This window comes from Rhodanobacter sp. C06, from assembly GCF_002001105.1.
In the GTDB taxonomy this organism is placed as follows: Bacteria; Pseudomonadota; Gammaproteobacteria; order Xanthomonadales; family Rhodanobacteraceae; genus Rhodanobacter_A.
This window is the reverse complement of record NZ_MUNP01000028.1, coordinates 98,149-119,418: the sequence shown is the minus strand read 5'-3', so window position 1 is coordinate 119,418 and position 21,270 is coordinate 98,149. Positions and strand designations below refer to the sequence as shown.

The window sequence follows — 21,270 nt, the reverse complement described above, 5'->3', positions numbered from 1 at the left end:
GGCTTCGGCGGTGGTGGCGGGTTCAGCGGAGGCGGCGGCAGTTTCAACGGCGGCGGCGCCTCGGGGAGTTGGTGAGATGGCGCGCCTGCAACGCCTGCTGATGAACCTCGGCGAAGGCTGGTTCCAGCTGCATCGCCGCTTTCCCGCCAGCCTGCTGGACGAGATCGCCGCGGCGGTGGCCGAGGGCGAACGTACCCATCGGGGCGAAGTGCGCCTCGCCGTGGAATCGCGGCTGTCGCCGCTGGCGGTGCTTGCCGGACTCGACGCGCCCAGACGCGCCCGCCAGTTGTTCGGCCAGCTCGGCATCTGGGATACCGAACACAGCAACGGCGTACTGCTCTACGTGCTGCTGGCCGAACACCGCATCGAAGTCGTCGCCGACCGCGGCATCGCCCGCTACGTGGCGCCCGACGAATGGGCGGAGGTCTGCACCCACATGCGCGACGCCTACGCGCGCGGCCAGTGGCGCGAGGGGAGTTTGCAGGGCATCGCCGACGTGCATGCGCTGCTGCAGCGGCATTTCCCCAGTGACGGCACGGCGCGTCCCGACGAGTTGCCGGATCGGCCGGTGTTGCTGTAACGGACAGTGGATCGCCGGTCCGACACCGGCGGCAGGTACCGACAAAAAAACCGCCGGCAAGCCGGCGGTTTTTTTGTTGGTGACTTCCGGCGATGCAGGCATCGCCGGAAGCTGCGCGGCTTCCCTTACAGCGAGAAGTCGTAGCGTGCCGACAGGCGCACCGAACGCGGTGCGGTGAAGCCCAGTTCCTGGCCGTAGAACTGGCTGCGGGTGACGGTGTCTGTCGCGTACTGCGGGTTGTACGCCTGCGGTACCTGCTGGTTGAACACGTTCAGCACGTCCGCCTGCAGGGTCAACTGCTTGTTCGCCCACTCCGGGGTATAGGCCACGTTGAGGTTGACCGTGTACACCCACGGCGTGCTGCCCTTGGAGCCGCGCGGCGAGAGGCCGTAGTCCGGCGACGGTGGCTGATAGGCAAGGTTGGGTTGGCCGTTGGGCAGGGTCGGCGAAAGCGTGATCGTGCCCGGCGTCCCGCAGTAGTGGTAGTACGCACCGGTGTACAAGCCCGCGTCCGGCGTCGGATAGAAGCTGGTGCAGGTCTTCGGGCGACCGGAAGTGATGTAAGCACTGGCGCCCACGCGCCATTCCGGGGTGATCTGGTAGTAGCCGAACGCCTTGATCTGGTGTGTGCGGTCGTTCGGCAGGCGGCCGTTCGAACCCACCATCAACTGCGGCAAGTCCCAATCCTGGGTCTGCGAGACGTCGTTCTGGCCACCGCTGCCGGTGTCCAGATCCGAAGCCAGCTGGCCCTCGGTGTCGCCGTAGCTGCGCGAGAACGTGTACATCAGCTTGCCGTACCAGTTGTCGTTCTTGTACGTAGTAAACAGGTCCAATGCGTAGTACTGACGCTTCAGCTTGGGCATGCCGAGCTGGGCGTTGCTGTAGGTCACGGACTTGAAGCTGCCGTCGGCCTGCTCTTCCAGGAACGTGTTGGCCACGCCCGGATTGAACAGGAAGCACGCGCCGCCCAGAGCCTGGGTGCAGGTGTCGTCGATCGCGCTGCGCAGGTTGCGGTAGGTCAGCTTGGCGCCCCAGTTGAGGGCTGGGGTGAGCTGCTGCTCCATGCCCAGGATGTACTCGTCCTGGAAGTGCGACTTCATCCCCTTCGCCGCCACCGTGCGCGGATCGGGCGCCGTGCCGCACTCGAGGTTGGAGGACACCGCGTTGCCCGGGCCCGGGCAAACGTGGCCCTTCGACTTGTCGACGGCGATTGGCGTCAGGCCCGTCGGCGCACCGGTACGCGGATCGGTGCCGGTGTAGGTGAAGTATTCCTGCGTGTACAGCGAGGCGGCCGCACCACGCACGGCCACGTTGTTCGGCGGCGCGAGGTGGTAGCGGCCGGCGTTGGCGAACACCTTCAGCGAGGAGTCGCCGAACACGTCCCACGAGAAGCCCAGGCGCGGGGCGAGCTGGTTGCGCTGCGAGACGAACGGGACGCCGTCACCGGTGTAGTTGGTGAACTGCTCGTTGCGCAGGCCGATCACGGCCAGCATGTTGTCGTTGAGCTGCCAGCGGTCCTCGATGAACTGCGAGGACTGGTCCACCTTCACGTCGGCGAAGTGGGTGTAGTACTGCCGGCGGGCGAAGTAACCCTTGTTCGGGGTCGGGCCGGGTACGCCCAGGCCCGAGTTGCCGCCCGTCGCCGGCGCACCCACGCCGAGGCCGGCGTTGATCGGGTTGTTCTTGTTGGCGGTCTGCTGGAACACCCAGACGTAGCCGCCGGCGTACTCGTCGCCGGTGATCGAGTGCGCCTGCTGGTAGTCGGCACCCACGTGCAGGGAGTGGTCGGAGATGCGGTATTCCACGTCCAGGCGCCAGCCATGGGTTTCGTCCTTGGCGCCGAGCGGCAGCACGGTGGTGGCGAACTGGCAGGCCGGGTAGTAGGTGATGCCCGGCATCTGGTTGATGGCGGTCGTGTTGCCCGAAATGCGCGGGCAGGTCGGGTCGTACTGCCACGGCGTGTTAACGTGCTGGATCGTCTGTTCGCCGTACAGCGCACTCACCGTCAGGCTGTCGGTGATGTAGCCGGTGTACTTGCCGATATACAGCTCGCCGCCGTCCTTGGTGTACAGGCCGCCGGCCTGCACGTTGTCATGCGTGTAACCGTTGTAGTTGAAGCGCGACAGGTCGCTGAAGTACTGGGTCTTGTCGGAGACGCCGGTCAGCTCGAGGATGTTGCTGTCGTTGATATTCCAGTCGATCTTTGCGTTCCAGCGCGGCATCTTGTAGCTGTACTCGTTCCAGCCGTTGGCGATGGTCGGCGTGCTGATCGCGTTGCTGACGCTGGTGCCGTTCCGCTTGTTGATCTCGCCGGTGGCGTAGACGAACAGGCGGTCCTTGATCAGCGGGCCGCTGATGTAGGCGCCGTAGTCGACCAGCGAATACTGGTTCTTGTTGCGGTAGGCGTACAGCGTACCGTCGGTGGCCGGGTAGGCGCCGGTGTTCGGGTAGCGCTGGTTGATCGGGTTGGCGCGCAGGCGCTCGGGCGACCAGTAGGTGAACACGCCGGCCTTCCACTCGTTGGTGCCGCGCTTGGTGATGATGTTGATCACGCCGCCGGTGGAGCGGCCAAACTCGGCGCCGTAGCCACCGGTGAGCACCTGCTCCTGATCAATCGCGTCGAACGGCAGCGTGCTGAAGCCCAGCGCGGTGAGCGGGTTGGTCACCGCGTAGCCGTTGATGTAGTACGCGTTTTCGGACGCCGCCGAACCGCCGAAACTGGGCGCGGCAGTGTAGGACGAGTTGTTGATCACGCTGGGCGCGAGCAGCGCCACGGAGGACAGGTCGCGGCCCATTGGCAGCTTCGCGAGTTCGTTGGCGGTGAACACCGTCTTGGTATCCACCGACGAGACGTCGATCGAAGGCAACGCCGAGGCCACCACCGACACGCCTTCCAGATTCTTGGCGCCTGCGGCCGAACCGAACGACACTTCCACGCCGCCGGCGATGTTCACCAGCACGTTTTCGCGGGTGCTGACGGCTTGGCCATTGTCCTGCAGCGTCACGGTGTAGGTGCCGATCGGCAGCGAGGTGATGCGGTAGCGGCCGGCGCTGTCGACCGGGATCGAGCGCTCGAAACCGGTGTTCACGTTGCGGATGGTCACCGTGCTGCCGTGCTGGCCGGTGACTTGGCCGAAGATCGAGCCGGAAGCCTGCTGCGCGAGCGCGCCGGTACCGACCAGGCCCAAGCCGAGACCCAGGCTCAGCGCCAGAGTCGTGCGACGCAACGAGTGCGTCGAAAAAGTCGTGCGATTACTCATGAAGTACCTACTCCCCAAGTGGTTCCGGTCGGACCGGAAAACTCCCCAATGCTGAAAAACGACGCAGCTTCATGCGCTTGCTTCCGCATGGCGCTGCCCTGCCCCTCACCGACTGCAAGTGCAGGCCGGCAAGGCATCGGCGAAAACCGTAGATTGGACACGTACGTTCTTGCGCCTCCTTCGGAACATAACGTGCCCGTAACGAACATTCAACAATATCTTGCGATACGCGTACGCACGTTCTTTCGGTAGATGCTTGGCGGAGGGCTTGGGATCGGGGAGTGGCGGTTTTGCATGCGCCGTGTCGCTCGGGCAGCGCGACAGCCCAAAACGGGCCTTGCGAGCCCGCTTCAAAAGGTCCTGGTTCCGGAGAACTCGGAACTTCTGGTTGTACGACAGGCAGGAGTAGCGGTCCGGGGCGCTCCTCGGCCCGGGCTGGCGGTGCCGGACGGCCGCCCGGCGGCGCGGCCCGGCGCCATGCGGCCGCGCAAAACGAGGAAGGCGCCGAAGCGCCTTCCTGTCGCGTATCAGATCGCGTTCGTGATCAGGGCGGGGTGGCGCCCTTGCCGATGTACTTGGCCAGGAAATCCTGCATGCGGTTCAGGCGTTCCACGTTGTTGGCCTCGGTGTAGAAGCCGTGGCCCTCGTTGGGTTTGGCCATCCATTCGTAGGGCTTGTGCGCGGCATCCAGCGCGGCGCGCATCGCCTTGGCCTGGGCGAACGGCGCGCGTTGGTCGGCCTCGCCGTGGATCAGCAGTACCGGCACGTCGATCTGCGCCGCGAGATGGTCGGGCGAGTTGGCGGCCAGCGCAGCGTCGTCCTTGCCGATCACGTTGGTGAGGTAGTTCCGGCCGGAGGCGCGCGTGCGGATGTCGCCCTTCTTGTACATCATCGCCAGGTCGTAGATGCCGGCATAGCCGATCGCGCACTTGAACAGTTTCGGCGCGCGGATCACCGACATCAGCGCCGAGTAGCCGCCGAAGCTGCCGCCGTACACGCAGACCCGGTCGGGATCGGCGTACTGCTGCTGCTCGGCCCACTTCACGCCGTCGATCAGGTCCTGCTGGATGCGCGTGCCCCACTTGAGGTAGCCGTCCTGCTCGAAGTTCACGCCGCGGCCGCCGGAACCGCGGTAGTTCACCTGCAGCACCAGGTAGCCGCGGTTGGCGAGGAATTGCGCATCCCAGTCGAAGAACCAGTCGTCGCTGACGCCGTGCGGGCCGCCGTGCGGCAGCAACACCATCGGCAGCTTCTCCATCGGCACGCCGTTCGGCACGGTGAGGATGGCTTCCAGCTCCATGCCGTCGCTGGCCTTGAAGCGCATCGGTACGCGCTCGGCCATCTTTGCCGGGTCGATCCACGGCGCCGCAGTAAACAGCGGGATCACCTTGTAGTGCTCGGTGTCGATCAGGTAATACGTACCCGGATCGCGGTCGCTGCTCACGGAGAACAGCAACTCGCGACCGTCCTCGCTGAAGTTGATGAAGTCGACGAACTCGCCGGGGAATTTCTGGCTGATCGCCATGTACAGCTTTGCCGCCGGCAGGGACGGATCGACGTAGATCGGGCGTGGCGTGCCGGTCGTGGTGATGACCGCGAACGGCTGCAGCGGCGGAGCGGTCCACTGCGCATTGCCGACGCTGCCGAAGTCGTCCTTCGCCAGCAGCTTGCGGTCGGCGCCATCCAGGCGCTGCTCGACCAGCTCGGTGGGGCCGCCGGTGGCGCTGTACTTGGCGTAGATATGCTGGCCGTCCGGCGCCGTGGCGAACGGGGCGAAGAGCTTGCCGGTTTGCGCCTTGCCCAGTTGCGCCCAGCGGTCGCCGAGGCGCTGGTAGGCCACGTACTCGAAATCGGTGTTCGTGCCGTAGGCGAACTCCACCTTGCCCTCGGGGCCGACCATGAAGCTGAGTCCGCCCACGCCGATGTCGCCGATCAGGTGGCGCACGTTCCTCATGGCGTCCACGTCGAACAGCCGGCTGTGGTTCTCGTCGTTCCAGAGCTGGGCACCGAGATAGAAATGGCCGTTGGCCTTCGCCGGCAGCCCGTCGATCGAGCCCCAGCCGTCATCGGCCTGGCGGGTGTCGCCGCGCGTGCCGTAACCGGACTGGTAGCCGAACAGGTAGTCCTGGTGGGTGCCGTCCACGTTGGTGGCGAGGATCTCGCCGGTGCCCACGGGCCGATCGATGGAGCCGAGCATCTTGCCCTTCTCCACGACCAGCCGGGTCGGGCTGACCCATTGCACGTCAACCGGCATTTCGAACTTCGGCATGCGCAACATGCTGACCGGCTTGCTCATGTCGGCGACGTCGTAGATCACCAGCGCGTGGTTGCCGCCGTCGTCCATGCGCACCGCGATGTGCTGGCCGTCGGGCGACAGCCGTGGCATCGACATGCTGGCGTGGCGGGCGAAACTTTCCACCGGAATCAGGTCGGCTGCCGCCGTGACGGCAGGCAACCCCAGGCACGCCGCGACCAGCGCGGCACACAACTTGCGCAAAGACATCATCCTTGCTCTCCCCTGTTGGCGTGATCCGGTCGTGGCGGATGCTCCCCTGCACCTTGGCTGACCGGATTCGCGGCAGTGTAGCCGCCGTGCCGCGCCTTGTCCCGGTACACTGAGTGCCTTGCCTGCCTGATCCCCGACCGCATGACGCAGCCCCTCGTCGTCGATATCAATCCGATCGCCTTCCATCTCGGCCCGGTGCAGGTGCACTGGTACGGGTTGATGTACCTGGCGGGCTTCTTCAGCGCCGCTGCGCTGGGCGAGTACCGGCGGCGCAAGGGCCGCCTGCCGGTGACGCGCGACGCGCTGGGCGACCTGTTCTTCTACGGCATGATGGGTGTGATCGCGGGTGGGCGGATCGGCTACATGCTGTTCTATTACGCGGGCGGCCTGCGCTGGATCTGGACCGATCCGCTGGCGCTGTTCAAGGTGTGGGACGGCGGCATGAGCTTCCACGGCGGCCTGCTCGGCGTGCTGGTGGCGGGGCTGTGGTGGTCGCGCAAGCAGCAGCTGCATTTCTTCGACACGGTGGATTTCGTGGCGCCGCTGGTGCCGATCGGCCTGGGCCTCGGGCGGCTGGGCAACTTCATCAACGGCGAGCTGTGGGGCAAGCCCACGCAGCTGCCGTGGGGCATGGTCTTCCCGCACTCGCACGGCGAAGATGTGATCTATGCGGCGGCGCATCCGGCCTGGCAGGCGCAGCTGGCACAGCTCGGCGGCCTGGTGCGCCAGCCTTCGCAGCTGTACGAGATGGCGCTGGAAGGCGTGGTGATGTTCGCCGTGCTGTGGCTGGTGTCGATGAAGCCGCGGCCGCGCTACCTGATCTCCGGCCTGTTCGCGCTGATGTACGGCGCCTTCCGCTTCGCGGTGGAGTTCGTGCGTCTGCCGGACATCCAGCTCGGCTACCTCGCGTTCGGCTGGGTGACGATGGGGCAGATCCTCTCGCTGCCGCTGATCGCCGTGGGACTGTGGCTGCTGTGGCTGTCGCGCCATGCGCCCACCTTGCGCCTGTACGAAGTGGCGATGCCGGTGAAGGACGGGAAATGAAGGCTTATCTCGACCTGCTGCGCCACGTGCTGGAGCACGGCACGGAGAAGGCCGACCGCACCGGCACCGGCACGAAGAGCGTGTTCGGCTGGCAGATGCGCTTCGACCTTGCCGATGGCTTCCCGCTGGTCACCACCAAGAAGCTGCACACCAAGTCCATCGTCCACGAGCTGATCTGGTTCCTGCGGGGCGACACCAACATCGCCTACCTCAAGGAACATGGCGTCAGCATCTGGGACGAATGGGCCGATGCACACGGCAACCTCGGTCCGGTCTACGGCAAGCAGTGGCGCGCGTGGCCTACCGCCGACGGTGGCGCGGTGGACCAGGTCCGCTGGGTGGTGGAGGAGATACGTCGCAACCCCGATTCGCGCCGCCTGATCGTCAGCGCCTGGAACGTGGGCGAGCTGCCGAAGATGGCGCTGATGCCTTGCCACACGCTGTTCCAGTTCTACGTGGCGGACGGGAAATTGAGCTGCCAGCTCTACCAGCGCTCCGGCGACATCTTCCTCGGCGTGCCGTTCAACATCGCCAGCTACGCGCTGCTCACCCACATGGTGGCCCAGGTCTGCGGGCTGGGCGTGGGCGACTTCGTGCACACGCTGGGCGACGCGCACCTGTACAACAACCATGTGGAGCAGGCGCGGCTGCAGCTGTTGCGCGAGCCGCGCCCGCTGCCGAAGCTGGCGCTGAATCCGGACGTGCGGGCGCTGGAAGATTTCCGCTACGAGGACATTGCCATCGAGGGCTATGCGCCGCATCCGGCGATCAAGGCGCCGGTGGCGGTATAGCGGGCTGTCGAAGACGGCCCGCTATACCGCGATCCACGGACGGATCGCGCGTCACGCGATCGCAGGGCGGTCGTGTGACGGAGCCAGGCCCGGCGATGCCGGGCTTGGCGAGCCTGGAAAGGGCAGGACAGACCTTTCCAGACATAGGCAAAGGTTGTTCACACGCTCCCGTCATCGTCTCCAATCGCTACAATCGGCGTGTGGCAAGACCCTCGACGTCATCCCTTCGACTTCCGAATTTTGCAAGGAACCCAGATGGCCATTTCGCTGATCGCCGCGCTCGACGAGAACTTCGCCATCGGCCGCAAGGGACACCTGCCCTGGCACCTGCCGGATGACTTGCGCTGGTTCAAGCAGCTCACCGTGGGCAAGTACGTGCTGATGGGCTACAACACCGCCGTGTCGATCGGCCGCGCGTTGCCGGATCGCACGAACCTGGTGATGTCGCGCCGGCACGAGGCACCATTCCCCGGCCAGATCACCGTGCGCTCGATCGACGAGGCGCAGGCGCGCTGCGACCACACCGGCCTGATGGTGATCGGCGGCGGTCAGGTGTTCCGCGAGGCGCTGCCGATTGCGCGCCGGCTGTATCTGACCTGGGTCAGCGCGGCGGTCGATGGTGCGGATACCTTCTTCCCCGGCGTGCACTTCAGCGACTGGACCGAGGTCTCGCGCGTGCACCACAAGAGGGATGCCGAGCACGCCTACGATTTCGACATGGTCGAGTACGTCCGCGGCAGCTGAGTGTGAGCGGCGCGCCGCTGCATGTGCTGGCCGGCGCGCTATGCGACCGTGAGGGTCGCGTGCTGCTGGCCGAGCGTCCCGCCGGCAAGCATCTGGCGGGCCTGTGGGAATTCCCCGGTGGCAAGCGCGAACCCGGCGAGGCGCCGCTGGATGCGCTGGCGCGCGAGCTGGACGAGGAACTGGGCATCGCCCTGGTCGAAGCCGCGCCGCTGATCCGCGTGCCCTGGCGCTATCACGAGCGCGCGCTGTTGCTGGATGCCTGGCGCGTGACGGGCTGGCAAGGCGAGCCGCGTTCGCTGGAGGGGCAGGGCCTGCAATGGTGCTTGCCGATGCAGGTGGACCTGGCCACGCTGGCACCGGCCGACCGCGCGATCCTGCAGGCATTGCGACTGCCGCCGCATTACCTCATCACCTCCGCCGAGGCGTCGCCGGCCGAACGTGAACAGTGGTTCGAGCGGATCGTGCGCGCTATCGAGGCGGGCGAGCAGTTGGTGCAATTGCGCCTGCCGCTGTGGCCGCGCGCGGCGGTGCGCGAGTTGGCCGCCGCGCTGCTGCCGTTGGCGCACGAACACGGTGCGCAACTGCTGCTCAATGCGGATATCGAGGGCGCGCAGGCGCTGGGTATCGGCGTGCACCTGACCGGCGCACAACTGGCCACGCTCGCCGCGCGCCCGCTGCCGCTGCAGCAAGTCATCGGCGCGAGTTGCCACGATGCTGCACAACTCGCGCAGGCGCTGCACCTGGAAGCGGATTTCGCCACGCTGTCGCCGGTGGCGGCCACCGCCAGCCACCCGCAGGTGCAGCCGCTGGGCTGGGCGCGGTTCCGGGCAATGGCCGAGGCCGCCGCGATGCCGGTCTACGCGCTGGGCGGCATGACGCCGGCGCAGCTGGCGCAGGCGCACGCGATGGGCGCGCAGGGCGTGGCGGGAATCCGCGGCTTCTGGCCCGCGTCGTAGGAGCGGCTTCAGCCGCGGTCGTTTGATCCGCGCGGTGCGGTGGTCGCGGCTGAAGCCGCTCCTACGCGTCGCTTTCCGACAGCGATTTCAGCAACTGGAACAGCTCGCGGAACGCCCGCGGCGGCTTGTTCGGCGTGACCTGCTCCACGCGCGCCTGGCGGATCAGCGCGCGCAGGTGCTGGCGGTCGACGCCGGGATGCTGCTCGATCAGCGCAGACACCGCGTCGTCGCCGTCCTCGCCCAGCAGCCGTTCGCGCAGTGCCTCCAGCCGGTGCATCGCGGCGGTTTCCTGGCGCTGCTTCTCGCGGTTCTCGCCCAGCGCCGCGCGCACCGCGGCGAAGGCCTCGTCGTCGTGGCGGCGCATCACCTTGGCGAGGAAGGCGAGCTGGCGCTTGTGTGCGATGTGTGCGGTGACCTTGCGGGTGGCCTCGACCTCGCGACGCACGTCGTCGGGCAGTTCGAGCTTGGCCAGCCGGCTCGGCGGCAGTTCCACCAACTGGCTGGCGAGCGCGAGCACGGCCAGCGCGTCGCGGCGCTGCTGGGTACGGCTGGGGCCGTAGTCGGCGTCGTCGAGTTCGGTCTGGTTGCGGCTGCGGCTCGGGCTCACGGTTTCGGTTCCGGAAGAAGGGTGGCGTCAGGCGGGCGTGTCGCCGTCGGCGGGTTCGGCTTGTTCGAGCGCAAAGCGCGCGATCGGTTCGCCATCCAGTTCGATGGTTTCGGCGAACATCGCCGCCGGGCGCACCCACAGGCCGTGTTCGCCATACAACGCTTGGTACACCACCAGCTCTTCCAGCGTTTCGCTGTGGCGGGCGGTGCCCAGCACGCGGTAGCGCTGGCCCTTGTAGTGGCGGTAGACACCGGGGACGGTCGCCATGCGCGTACTCCGCGATGCGTTGCAGTTGGCCGCGGCGCCCCCATCTGGGCAGACGGCACGGCGCGGATCGTGCATTCTACCCGTTTGATCTTCCAGAGACTTCATTCGTGAGCGAAACCGCCCTCAGCACCGACCGCAGCCAACAGGACCTCGATCGCCTGGCCCAGCTCGCCGAGGACGTGATCCGTCGCGCCCGCGCGGCCGGTGCCAGCGCCGCCGAGGTGGCCGCCAGCATCGACACCGGACTCAGCGTGAACGTGCGCCTGGGCGAGGTGGAGACGGTGGAGCACACCCGCGACCGCGGTTTCGGCCTCACCGTGTACTTCGGTCAGCGCAAGGGCTCGGCCAGCACCGCCGACCTCAACCCCGATTCGATCCAGGCCACGCTGGACCAGGCCTGCGCCATCGCGAAGTTCACCGAGGAGGATCCCGCCGCGGGCCTGGCCGACGCCGCGCGCATGGCGACGGATTTCCCCGACCTCGACCTGTGGCATCCCTGGGCCGTCGATACCACGGACGCCATCACGCTGGGCCAGCGCATCGAGGATGCCGGTCGCGCCCACGCGGGCATCACGAATTCCGACGGCGCCGGCGTGCAGGCGGGCGAGAGCCTGGCGGTGTACGCGAACTCGCACGGTTTCGTCGGCCGCGAGCGCGGCACCCGGCATTCGCTGTCGCTGTCGCTGATCGCGGGTGAAGGCGAGCGCATGCAGCGCGACTACTGGTACGACAGCGTGCGCAGCGCCGGCGATTTCATCAGCGCCGAGGCACTGGGCGACAAGGCCGCCGAACGCACGCTGGCACGGCTGGACGCGCGCAGCCTGTCCACCCGCGAATGCCCGGTGCTGTTCGCGCCGGAGATCGCGCGCGGCCTGGTCGGCCATATGGTGGGCGCGGTGAGCGGGGGCGCGCTGTATCGCCGTGCCAGTTTCCTGCTCGACCACGCGGGCAAGGCGATCATGCCGGCGTGGCTGCATGTCGATGAACAACCGCATCTCCGGCGCGGCCACGGCTCCGGCAACTTCGACGGGGAAGGCGTGGCCACCGTCGACAGCGCGCTGGTGCAAGGCGGCGTGCTCGCGCGCTATGTGCTGGGCAGCTATTCGGCGCGCAAGCTGGGCCTGGTCTCGACCGGCAATGCCGGCGGCATCCACAACCTGCGCGTGGCGTCCGGCGCGGCCGACGGCGAAGCCAGCGATTTCGCCGGCATGCTGCGCCGGTTGGGCACGGGCCTGCTGGTCACCGAGGTGATGGGGCAGGGCGTGAACACCATCACCGGCGATTACTCGCGCGGCGCGGCCGGTTTCTGGGTGGAGCACGGCGTGATCGCGTACCCGGTCGAGGAGATCACCATTGCCGCGAACCTGCGCGACATGTACGCGGGCATCGTGGCGACGGGCGCAGATGTCGACCCGCGCTCGCACATCCTTTGCGGCTCCATTCTGCTGGGCCGGATGACAGTGGCGGGCGGGTGATTCCTGCGGCATGCTGTGCGGGCGTTTGACCAGTCCGCACAGCCGGCTGCCTGCGGCGCGCGGTCCACTCACCGGGGAGGATTGCTCATGAGTACACCGTCGGACCAGATGCCGCCACCGCCCACCACCACCGAGGCGAGCAGCGACGATCGCAACCTGGCCATGCTCACCCACCTGTCGGGCTTCGTCCTCAGCGTGATCGTGCCGCTGATCGTGTGGCTGATGCACAAGGACCGCGCCGACAAGGCGTATCTCGTGAAAGAGGCGAAGGAGGCGCTGAACTTCCAGATCAGCGTGCTGATCGGCTACGTGATCTGCGGCGTGCTTGCCGTGATCCTGATCGGCGCGCTGCTGGCCTGGCTGCTGTGGCTGGCGAACCTGATCCTGTGCATCGTCGCCGCGGTCAAGGTCAGCTCGGACGGCAGCTATCGTTACCCATTCGCGTTGCGCCTGGTGAGCTGAATCACGGGTTCCGCCGATACGAAGAGCCCGCGGTGCGGGCTTTTTCCTCTCGCGACATCGTCCTCGCCAGTCGCCAGTCGCCAGTCGCCAGTCGCGCCATCGCCGACGCGATGTCAAAGCCGGCTCCGAGGATTTGTTCAGCGGTGGCGTTGCGCCGCGTAACGGGCCAGTTCGGCCAGCAGCTCGCCGCGCGGTCCCAGCGGGGCGATCGCATCGAGTGCGGTGGCGGTGAGTTCGCCCAGCCGCGCGCGCGAGGCGTCGAGGCCGAGGATCGAGGGGAAGGTGGGCTTGTCGGCGGCGGCATCCTTGCCAGCGGTCTTGCCGATCACCGCGGACTCGCCTTCAACATCGAGGATGTCGTCGCGCACCTGGAAGGCCAGGCCCACCGCGGCGGCATAGCGATCCAGCGCGGCGAGCGTGGTTTCGTCGGCGCCGGCGGCGAGCGCGCCCAACTGCACCGAGGCGCGGATCAGTGCGCCGGTCTTGCAGGCGTGCATGTGTTCGAGTTCGGCCAGGGTGAGCTTGCGGCCCACCGCGGCGAGGTCCAGCGCCTGGCCGCCGGCCATGCCTTCGGCGCCGCAGGCGCGGCCCAGCGCGTGCAGCATGCGCATGCCGGTGGCCGGGTCCGGTGCCGCGCCAGGTGCGGCAAGGATTTCGAAGGCCAGCGCCTGCAAGGCATCGCCCGCGAGGATTGCCATCGCCTCGCCGAACACGATGTGGCAGGTGGGGCGGCCGCGGCGCAGCGCGTCGTCGTCCATCGCCGGCAGGTCGTCGTGCACCAGCGAATAGGCGTGGATCAGTTCCACCGCGCAGGCGGCGGCGTCGAGCGCGGCCTCGTCATGGCCCAGTGCATGGGCAGTGGCATAGACCTGCAGCGGGCGCAGGCGCTTGCCGCCGCCCAGCACGGCATAGCGCATCGCGCGGTGCAGTTCGACGGGAGCTTGCTCGGCATTGGGCAGGCAGGCGTCCAGCGCCTGTTCGGCGCGCTGGATCAACGCTTGCAGTGCGGGCCCCAGCTCAGTGTTCGGGTTCAAACGGTTCGGCGCTGTCGGGGGCTTCGGGGTCGAGCAGCAGGCGCACGCGCAGTTCGGCCTGTTCCAGCGCCTGCTGGCAGTGGCGGTACAGGCCGATGCCGCGCTCGAAGGAGGCCAGCGATTCGTCCAGGCTCAGCTCGCCGCCTTCCATTTTCGCCACCAGCTGTTCGAGCTCGTCCAGCGAGTGTTCGAAGTCGGCGGCGGGCGGGGTCTTGGCGGCGGGGGAAACGGTCTTGGCCATGGCCGGCAACGCTAGCGCAGCGGCGGTCGGGAATCAATGCGACAGCTTGCCGTTGCGGTGCCTGGAGTGCGGTTTTGCAGGCGTTTCGGCAGTCTCATGCACCGGCCTGCCAGCGCGGTCGACTGCCGGCGGCGGCGAACAGTTGCCGCCCGCGTGCGCTGCACCAGCGGTCGGCCACCGCGACCAGCGTGTCGTCTTCGTACAGCAGCGGGCAGGCCAGACGTTGCCATGGCGGCAGCGCGGCCTGCTGGAACAGGTCGCGCAGCTCGCGCGTATGCGCGTCGCCGGCAGGCCTGATGCGTTCACCACCCTGGCGCAGGCGCACGGTGAGCGGCGCGGGCAGGCGGGCATGTTCGTTGTCCAATGTCAGCTGGCCGCCATCGGGCAACACCAGCGATTCGCCCTGCCAGTGCGCTCGCCAGGAAGGATCGATGGCGGGCCGCGGCGCGCGTGCCCACAGCCGCCCCTTCCACACGTGCAGTTCCGCACCGGGCCAGCGGATGCACGGCGACTGGCCCGGGCGGGCGGCACACTGGCGTTCGATCTGCGCGCGCTGCGCGGTGGTGGGTGCGGGCAGTCCGCGCGCACGCAGCCAGTGATCGAGCAGGGGCTCGCGCAGCCCGGGAGCAAGCGCCAGCCAGCCGGCGGCATCGAGGCTTCTGCTGGCGGCGTCGTGCAAGGCGTCGAAGGCGGCCAGCCAGTGCGTGCGCAGCGCGTCGGCGGCAGCGCGGTTGAGCGCGGCGCTGTGCAGGATCGAGTCCGTCGCCTGCGGCCATTGCGCGGCGAGGCGCGGCAGGATCTCATGGCGCAGCTGGTTGCGGGCGAGCCGGGTGTCGGCATTCGAGGGATCGTCGATGCAGGCCAGGCCGTGCACGACGATGTAGTCGTGCAGTTGTGCGCGTGTGATGTCATGCAGCAGCGGCCGCCACAGCGTGCCCGCACCCAGCGGCCGGCGCTCGCGCATGCCGCCCAGTCCTTCCGGACCTGCGCCGCGCAGCAGCTTCAGCAGCACGGTCTCGGCCTGGTCGTCGCGGTGGTGAGCCAGCAGCAGGGCCTCGCCGGCGCGCAACTGCGCGGCGAAGGCTGCGTAGCGGGCGTGGCGGGCGGCGGCTTCCACGCCCTCGCCGCGCTGCGATTCGACGTGCACGCGCACCACTTCGCACGGCAATTCCAGCCCGGCGCAGAAGCGGCGGCATTGCTCGGCCCAGGCCGCGCTGTCCGCTTGCAGGCCGTGGTCGACGTGCAGGGCACGCAAGCCGCGTTCGCGCGCCGCGGGCAGTTGTGCCAACGCGTGCAGCAGGGCGGTGGAATCCGGGCCGCCGCTGTAGGCCACGCAGAGCACGGCGTCGGGGATTTCCGCCAGCGCGGCGGCGAGGTGTGCGGGCAGCGTGCGCTTCACTTCTTGCTGTTGCGGGGCCGCACGTAGAGGTGCTTGCCGTTGCCGATGTGGCGCTCCTCGGTCTCGAACAGGCCGATGCCCTTGATCAGGCCGCTGAGCTTGGCATAGCCGTAGTTGCGCGGATCGAAGTCGGGCGACTGCTTGTTGACGATGCTGCCGACCGCGCCGAGGCTGGCCCAGCCGGCCTCGTCGGAGGCCGCCTCGATGGCGCCGCGCAGCAGGTTCATCAGGCGCGCGTCGCCGCGCAGCTCCTTGGCCGAGCGCGGCTTCGGCGCGGCCTCGGGTTCGCTTTCGCCGGTGCCTGCCAGCACTTCGGTGTAGATGAACTTGTCGCAGGCGGTGCGGAACGGCTCGGGCGTCTTGCGTTCGCCAAAACCATAGACGGTGAGCCCGGACTCGCGTATGCGCGAGGCGAGCCGGGTGAAGTCGCTGTCGCTGGAGACGATGCAGAAGCCGTCGAAGCGTCCGCCGTAGAGCAGGTCCATCGCGTCGATGATCATCGCCGAGTCCGTGGCGTTCTTGCCCACCGTGTAGCGGAACTGCTGGATCGGCTGGATCGAGTGGCGCAGCAGCGCGTCCTTCCAGCCGTTGAGGTCGGGCTTGGTCCAGTCGCCGTAGATGCGCTTGACGTGCGCGGTGCCGTATTTGGCGATTTCGGCCAGCAGGCCTTCGACGATGGCCGGGCGCGCGTTGTCGGCGTCGATCAGTACGGCGAGCTTGTCGTGGGCCATGGCGGTTCCCGGCAGTCTGTGTGCCGTCGATGGTAGCGCCGGGCGTATCGCGGCGGCGTTTATTCCTGGAACGCGCCGTAGCTGCGCAGGCGGCGGTAGCGCTGTTCCAGCAGGTCGGCCGTCGGCATCGCCTGCAGTTCGTCGAGCTGGTTCATCAGCACGGCCTTGAGGCGGATCGCCATCGAGCGCGGGTTGCGGTGGGCGCCGCCCAGCGGTTCGCGGATCAGCTTGTCGATCAGACCCAGTTCCAGCAGGCGTGGCGCGGTGAGGCCCAGTGCCTCGGCGGCGTCCTTGGCGCGCTCGGCGCTGCGCCACAGGATGGTGGCGCAACCTTCCGGGGTGATCACGGAATAGGTCGAGTACTGCAGCATGTTGGTGCGGTCGCCCACGCCGATCGCCAGCGCGCCGCCGGAGCCGCCTTCGCCGATCACGGTGCAGATGATCGGCGTCTTGAGGTCGGCCATTTCCAGCAGGTTGCGCGCGATCGCCTCGCTCTGGCCGCGTTCCTCGGCGCCGATGCCGGGGTAGGCGCCCATGGTGTCGATCAGGGTGAGCACGGGCAGGCCGAAGCGCTCGGCCATCTTCATCAGGCGCAGCGCCTTGCGGTAGCCCTCGGGTCGCGGCATGCCGAAGTTGCGCCGGAGCTTGCCCTTGGTGTCGCGCGCCTTCTGGTGGCCCACGATCATCACCGCGCGGCCGTTGATGCGGCCCAGGCCGCCCACGATCGCGCCGTCGTCGGCGTACATGCGGTCGCCGGCCAGTTCGTGGAATTCCTCGCACATCACGCCGATGTAATCGAGGGTGTACGGCCGCGCCGGGTGGCGCGACAGCTGGGCGATCTGCCAGGAACTCAGGTTCTTGAAGATGTCGTTGGTCTTGAGCTTGAGCTTCTCGCGCAGCCGGCCGACTTCCTCGTCGATGTTCAGCGCCTGGCCGTTGCTGGTATGGCGCAACTCCTCGATCTTCGCCTCGAGCTCGGCAATGGGTTGTTCGAAATCGAGGAAGTTGGGATTCATTCGCCGAGGTTCATGGCACGGAAGCCCGGCAGTATACTGGGCGTGTGAAAAAGGCGGGAACGGCGGCGTATGGGTATCCCGGCACTCCGGGCGGAGCGAGGTTGCGGCACATGGATGTGCCGCCCGTGCCCAGGCGCTTCAGCGCCTGCGCAGCGGAGGTGCAGTCGGCCTGTGGCCGGCTGTACCGACCCGAAAACCGCCAGGAAGGCGGCTTTCGGGATCAATAAAGGCTCTGGCTCTGGCGTATGTCTGCGAGCGGAAGCCAAAGACACTGGATGACTCGCTGCGCTCGCCCCTTCGGGGGCGCCTTGTGGGCGTTCTGCGCGCTCCGCGCTTGTCCTGCTTGACCAGCCTTCGGCTGTTGAAAGGCTCCTCGCAGGAATGACGAGTAAACAACCCGGGCCGAGCGTCTCAGCTCTCGCCCTTCACCATCCGCAATCGCGCAGCCGTCACCCCCGGCAACGCCCGCACCGCGCGCAGCAGGTCGGGAATGGCCTCCACCCGCCACTCCTCGCCGAGCTCCAGGTCGGCCTGCGCCGTGCCGTTGTGGTAGCCGTGCAGGCTGACGCTGGCGCGGCCGCCGCGGAAGCCGGCCAGGGTCTGCCGCAGTTGTTCCGCGAAGCCCGGGCCGATGCCGTTCACTTTCACCTGCAGCAGGCGCGCATGGCGCCGGCAGGCATCGGCCAGAGTGGTGGCGCTGCGTGCGCGAATCTGGAAGCCGCCACCGGAGAATTCGTCGATGCGCAGGCCGCCTTCGACGATCAGCAACTCGTCGCGCACCAGCAGCGGCGCCACCTGCTGGTACAGCTCGCCGAAGAAGCTCACCTCGATCGCGCCGGTGCCGTCCTCCAGCCGCACGAAGGCGTCGCTGTCGCCGCGCTTGCGCACGGCCACCACCATGCCGGCCGCGGTCCACGGCGTGTCCGGGCCGCGGCGGAAGCGGTTGCCGTCGTCGCCGTCGTTCTTGCGTGGCCGTGGCGGCTGATAACGCTCGACGATCTCGCCCAAGGGGCAGGTGGCGAGCTGGGCCAGCTCCTCGCGCCAGGGATCGACGGGATGGCCGGAGAGGTAGTGGCCCAGCGTGTCGCGCTCGCCCTGCAGCTTTTGTTCGAGCGGCCAGTCGGGCGCGGTGGGCAACTCGATCTGCACTACCGGCGCGGATGCGCCCATCGCGGCGCCGAACATGTCGTTCTGGCCGGACTGACGGTCGCGCAGGTGCTGCTCGGCGGCCTTGATCGCGTCGGGCAGTTGCAGCGTCAGGCTGGCACGGTTCGGCGCCAGCGCATCCAGCGCGCCGGACAGGATCAGGGCCTCCAGCACGCGCCGGTTGAGCTTGGTGGGATCGACGCGCCGGCAGAAGTCGGCGAGATCCTTGTACGCGCCGCCGCGCTGGCGTTCCGCGACGATGGATTCGCAGGCGCCTTGGCCCACGCCCTTGATCGCGCCCAGGCCGTAGCGGATTTCCTTGGACTTGGTCGCCACGAACATGTAATCCGAGGCGTTCACGTCCGGCGGCAGCACGGCGAGGCCGATCGCCTTGGACTCGTCGATGAAGGTCACCGCCTTGTCGGTGTTGTCCATGTCCGACGAGATCGTGGCCGCCATGAATTCGGCGGGGTAATGCGCCTTCAGCCAGGCGGTCTGGTAGGAGACCAGTGCATACGCGGCGGCGTGCGACTTGTTGAAGCCGTAGCCGGCGAATTTCTCCATCACGTCGAAGATTTCGTCGGCCTTGTCGCTGCCGACGCCGTCCTTCGCCGCGCCCTCGCGGAACTTGGCGCGCTCCTTCGCCATCTCCTCGACTTTCTTCTTGCCCATCGCGCGGCGCAGCAGGTCGGCGCCGCCGAGCGTGTAGCCGCCGACGATCTGCGCCATCTGCATCACCTGCTCCTGGTAGACCATGATGCCGTAGGTCTCTTTCAGGATCGGCTCGACGCGCGGGTCGGGGTACACCACTTCCTCGCGGCCGTGCTTGCGCGCCACGAAATTGGGGATCAGGTCCATCGGGCCGGGGCGGTACAGCGCACCCAGCGCGATGAGGTCGTCGAAGCGGTCGGGCTTCGCGTCCTTCAGCATGCGCTGCATGCCCGACGATTCGAACTGGAAGATGGCAACCGTCTTCGCCTTGGCGAAGACCTCGGCGTAGGTGGCGGCGTCGTCCAGCGGCAACTTGGCGATGTCCAGCGGTTCTTCGCCCAGCGGATCGTAGGCCGCCGCCGGCTGCTGCGACGTCCCTTCCCCTGCGGGCAGGGGAAGGTGCCCTACAGGCGGATGGGGTTGCGTCTGCGCGCGGCGCACGTTGATCGCCTTCACCGCCCAGTCGATGATGGTGAGCGTGCGCAGGCCGAGGAAGTCGAACTTCACCAGGCCGACGGCTTCCACGTCGTCCTTGTCGTACTGGGTGACCACGCCGCCGCCGCCCGCTTCGCAATACAGCGGCGCGTATTCGGTGAGCGCCTTCTGGCCGATCACCACGCCGCCGGCGTGCTTGCCGACGTTGCGGGTGAGGCTTTCCAGCTTCAGCGCGAGGTCGATCAGCGGGCGCGCCTCGTCCTCGTCCTGCGCGTACAGCTCGCAGAACTCCTTGACGACGCGGTCCTTCTCCTTCTGCGACTTCTCGCTGCGGCCCAGCGCGTCGGACAGCGTGAGGTCGAGCGGGCGCGGCGGGATCAGCTTGGCGATCTTGTCCACCGCGCCGTAGCCCATGCCGAGCACGCGGCCGGAATCGCGCAGCACCGCCTTCGCCGCCATCGAGCCGTAGGTGATGATCTGGCTGACGTGGTCGCGGCCGTACTTGCGCGCCACGTAGTCGATCACCTCGTCGCGGCGGTCCATGCAGAAGTCGATGTCGAAGTCGGGCATCGACACGCGTTCGGGATTGAGGAAGCGCTCGAACAGCAGGTTGAACTGCAGCGGGTCGAGGTCGGTGATCTTCAGCACCCACGCCACCAGCGAGCCGGCGCCCGAACCGCGGCCCGGGCCGACCGGGATGCCGTTCTGCTTGCCCCAGTTGATGAAGTCCGCCACGATCAGGAAGTAGCCGGGGAAGCCCATCTTGATGATGACGTCCAGCTCGCGTTCCAGCCGCGCCTCGTAGTCGGCCAGCGTGTGGCCGGGCGCGAGCGGCGCGGCGGTGAGGCGTTCCTTCAGGCCTTGCCGCGCCAGTTCGCGGATGTAGCTGTCGAGGTCGTAGCCCGCGGGTACGGGGAAATCGGGCAGGTAGTAGGCGCCGAACTTCAGTTCGAGGTTGCAGCGCCTCGCCAGCTCGACGGTGTTTTCCAGCGCCTCGGGGACGTCCGTGAACAGCTCGGCCATTTCCTCCGGGGATTTCAGGTACTGCTGATCGCTGTAGTCGCGCGGACGCTTGGGGTCGGCCAGCACGCGGCCCTGGTGGATGCACACGCGCGCCTCGTGCGCCTCGAAGTCATCGCTTTTGAGGAAGCGTACGTCGTTGCCGGCGAGTACCGGCAAGCCGAGTTCGGCGGCCAGCGCCAGCGCAGCCTGGTTCCAGGTTTCCTCGCCCTCGCGGCCACAGCGTGTGAGCTGGAGATACAGGCGGTCGGGGAACAGCTTCGCCAGCGGGCGCAGCTTCGCCAGCGCGGCATCGTGGCCTTGCGTCAGCGCGCTGCGCGCCACCTCGCTCTCGCGGCCGAGTAGGGCGATCAGGCCATCCGTCGCGGCGGCGCTGAGCCAGCCGGCCTCGACCAGCGCGCGGCCACCGTGCTGGCCCTCCTGCCAGGCGCGCGAGACGAGCCGCGACAGGTTGAGGTAACCCTCGCGATGCTGGCACAGCAGGGTGAGTCGCCACGGGCGCGGATCGTCCGGCGCGGCTATCCACAGGTCGCTGCCGCAGATCGGCTTGATGCCCGCCGCGCTGCAGGCCTTGTAGAACTTCACCAGCGCGAACATGTTGCATTCGTCGGTGAGCGCCACTGCCGGCATGCCTGCCTGAACGCAGGCGGCGACCAGCGCCTTGATGCGGATGGTCGAATCGACCAGCGAATACTCGCTGTGCAGGTGGGTATGGACGAAGCGTGCGGGCATGCGGATCGACGCGGTGAATCCATGCAGGCTAACCGGCACCCGAGCCAGCGGCAAGATTGACTTCCGCGCGACGCGCCTGCCGCGGGGCGGCGGCTGGATTCCGGTGATCGAAA

17 protein-coding genes are annotated in these 21,270 nt (G+C 67.8%); 7 read left to right on the top strand and 10 right to left on the bottom strand.

Annotation, left to right across the window (positions count from 1 at the left end):
• Window positions 1-76 precede the first annotated feature (76 nt).
• Window positions 77-580, top strand: a complete 504-nt coding sequence (locus tag B0E52_RS02930) for a TPM domain-containing protein (RefSeq protein ID WP_077481583.1) — start codon at window positions 77-79, stop codon at window positions 578-580.
• A 125-nt stretch (window positions 581-705) separates the two neighbouring features.
• On the opposite strand, the gene B0E52_RS02925 is transcribed toward B0E52_RS02930, so the two are convergent.
• Window positions 706-3,807: a TonB-dependent receptor gene (locus B0E52_RS02925; protein ID WP_254426681.1), complete on the bottom strand. Its 3,102-nt coding sequence runs from the start codon at window positions 3,805-3,807 to the stop codon at window positions 706-708.
• Window positions 3,808-4,384: 577 nt separating this feature from the next.
• Window positions 4,385-6,337 carry a S9 family peptidase gene (locus B0E52_RS02920; protein ID WP_254426680.1) on the bottom strand — a complete coding sequence of 651 codons (1,953 nt, stop codon included), beginning with the start codon at window positions 6,335-6,337 and terminating at the stop codon, window positions 4,385-4,387.
• Between the two features lie 150 nt (window positions 6,338-6,487).
• Between B0E52_RS02920 and lgt the strand changes: the two genes are divergently transcribed.
• The 4 genes from lgt to B0E52_RS02900 all read left to right on the top strand — a co-directional run bounded on the left by lgt (window position 6,488) and on the right by B0E52_RS02900 (window position 9,881).
• Complete coding sequence (gene lgt / locus B0E52_RS02915) at window positions 6,488-7,390, top strand: prolipoprotein diacylglyceryl transferase (RefSeq protein WP_077481579.1); 903 nt, start codon at window positions 6,488-6,490, stop codon at window positions 7,388-7,390.
• The gene (locus tag B0E52_RS02910) at window positions 7,387-8,181 is read left to right on the top strand and encodes a thymidylate synthase (RefSeq protein WP_077481577.1); all 795 of its coding nucleotides are present in this window, start codon (window positions 7,387-7,389) and stop codon (window positions 8,179-8,181) included. The genes lgt and B0E52_RS02910 overlap by 4 nt, the downstream gene beginning before the upstream one ends.
• Window positions 8,182-8,436: 255 nt before the next feature.
• Window positions 8,437-8,925: a dihydrofolate reductase gene (locus B0E52_RS02905; protein WP_077481575.1), complete on the top strand. Its 489-nt coding sequence runs from the start codon at window positions 8,437-8,439 to the stop codon at window positions 8,923-8,925.
• A 2-nt stretch (window positions 8,926-8,927) separates the two neighbouring features.
• A complete protein-coding gene (locus B0E52_RS02900; protein ID WP_254426679.1) occupies window positions 8,928-9,881 on the top strand; it encodes a Nudix family hydrolase in 954 nt (317 codons plus the stop codon).
• A gap of 61 nt (window positions 9,882-9,942) precedes the next feature.
• Here the strand turns inward: B0E52_RS02900 and yjgA are convergent, their stop codons facing one another.
• Together yjgA and B0E52_RS02890 are read right to left on the bottom strand one after the other, a co-directional pair.
• Window positions 9,943-10,488 (bottom strand): ribosome biogenesis factor YjgA, encoded by a 546-nt coding sequence (yjgA, locus tag B0E52_RS02895; protein ID WP_077481573.1) that lies wholly within the window; start codon window positions 10,486-10,488, stop codon window positions 9,943-9,945.
• A gap of 27 nt (window positions 10,489-10,515) precedes the next feature.
• The gene (locus B0E52_RS02890) at window positions 10,516-10,755 is read right to left on the bottom strand and encodes a DUF1653 domain-containing protein (protein ID WP_077481571.1); all 240 of its coding nucleotides are present in this window, start codon (window positions 10,753-10,755) and stop codon (window positions 10,516-10,518) included.
• 107 nt (window positions 10,756-10,862) lie between these two features.
• On the opposite strand from B0E52_RS02890, the gene pmbA reads away from it, so the two are divergent.
• Both pmbA and B0E52_RS02880 read left to right on the top strand, forming a co-directional pair.
• Complete coding sequence (pmbA, locus tag B0E52_RS02885; RefSeq protein ID WP_077481569.1) at window positions 10,863-12,230, top strand: metalloprotease PmbA; 1,368 nt, start codon at window positions 10,863-10,865, stop codon at window positions 12,228-12,230.
• 87 nt (window positions 12,231-12,317) lie between these two features.
• Window positions 12,318-12,692 (top strand): DUF4870 domain-containing protein, encoded by a 375-nt coding sequence (locus tag B0E52_RS02880; protein ID WP_077481567.1) that lies wholly within the window; start codon window positions 12,318-12,320, stop codon window positions 12,690-12,692.
• Between the two features lie 137 nt (window positions 12,693-12,829).
• On the opposite strand, the gene B0E52_RS02875 is transcribed toward B0E52_RS02880, so the two are convergent.
• The 6 genes from B0E52_RS02875 to dnaE all read right to left on the bottom strand — a co-directional run bounded on the left by B0E52_RS02875 (window position 12,830) and on the right by dnaE (window position 21,157).
• Complete coding sequence (locus B0E52_RS02875; protein WP_077481565.1) at window positions 12,830-13,726, bottom strand: farnesyl diphosphate synthase; 897 nt, start codon at window positions 13,724-13,726, stop codon at window positions 12,830-12,832.
• Entirely contained in the window at window positions 13,710-13,967 is a 258-nt protein-coding gene (locus B0E52_RS02870) for an exodeoxyribonuclease VII small subunit (protein ID WP_077481563.1), read from the bottom strand. The genes B0E52_RS02875 and B0E52_RS02870 overlap by 17 nt, the downstream gene beginning before the upstream one ends.
• Window positions 13,968-14,061: 94 nt before the next feature.
• On the bottom strand, window positions 14,062-15,366 hold the full coding sequence (gene tilS, locus B0E52_RS02865) for a tRNA lysidine(34) synthetase TilS (RefSeq protein ID WP_077481561.1): 1,305 nt from the start codon (window positions 15,364-15,366) through the stop codon (window positions 14,062-14,064).
• Window positions 15,363-16,097: an NYN domain-containing protein gene (locus B0E52_RS02860; RefSeq protein ID WP_077481559.1), complete on the bottom strand. Its 735-nt coding sequence runs from the start codon at window positions 16,095-16,097 to the stop codon at window positions 15,363-15,365. Before B0E52_RS02860 ends, tilS begins: the two co-directional genes overlap by 4 nt.
• Before the next feature lie 59 nt (window positions 16,098-16,156).
• Complete coding sequence (locus B0E52_RS02855; RefSeq protein WP_077481557.1) at window positions 16,157-17,113, bottom strand: acetyl-CoA carboxylase carboxyltransferase subunit alpha; 957 nt, start codon at window positions 17,111-17,113, stop codon at window positions 16,157-16,159.
• Between the two features lie 411 nt (window positions 17,114-17,524).
• Window positions 17,525-21,157, bottom strand: coding sequence for a DNA polymerase III subunit alpha (gene dnaE / locus B0E52_RS02850; protein WP_077481555.1), 3,633 nt, complete (start codon window positions 21,155-21,157; stop codon window positions 17,525-17,527).
• Window positions 21,158-21,270: the final 113 nt, after the last annotated feature.

Excerpts from the sequence above, each read along its gene's own strand:
- B0E52_RS02905 (WP_077481575.1), top strand. The coding sequence starts at position 8,437 with ATGGCCATTTCGCTGATCGCCGCGCTCGACGAGAACTTCGCCATCGGC.
- B0E52_RS02880 (WP_077481567.1), top strand. The coding sequence starts at position 12,318 with ATGAGTACACCGTCGGACCAGATGCCGCCACCGCCCACCACCACCGAG.
- B0E52_RS02870 (WP_077481563.1), bottom strand. The coding sequence starts at position 13,967 with ATGGCCAAGACCGTTTCCCCCGCCGCCAAGACCCCGCCCGCCGCCGAC.
- B0E52_RS02890 (WP_077481571.1), bottom strand. The coding sequence starts at position 10,755 with ATGGCGACCGTCCCCGGTGTCTACCGCCACTACAAGGGCCAGCGCTAC.
- lgt (WP_077481579.1), top strand. The coding sequence starts at position 6,488 with ATGACGCAGCCCCTCGTCGTCGATATCAATCCGATCGCCTTCCATCTC.
- B0E52_RS02855 (WP_077481557.1), bottom strand. The coding sequence starts at position 17,113 with ATGAATCCCAACTTCCTCGATTTCGAACAACCCATTGCCGAGCTCGAG.
- B0E52_RS02930 (WP_077481583.1), top strand. The coding sequence starts at position 77 with ATGGCGCGCCTGCAACGCCTGCTGATGAACCTCGGCGAAGGCTGGTTC.
- B0E52_RS02860 (WP_077481559.1), bottom strand. The coding sequence starts at position 16,097 with ATGGCCCACGACAAGCTCGCCGTACTGATCGACGCCGACAACGCGCGC.
- B0E52_RS02910 (WP_077481577.1), top strand. The coding sequence starts at position 7,387 with ATGAAGGCTTATCTCGACCTGCTGCGCCACGTGCTGGAGCACGGCACG.
- dnaE (WP_077481555.1), bottom strand. The coding sequence starts at position 21,157 with ATGCCCGCACGCTTCGTCCATACCCACCTGCACAGCGAGTATTCGCTG.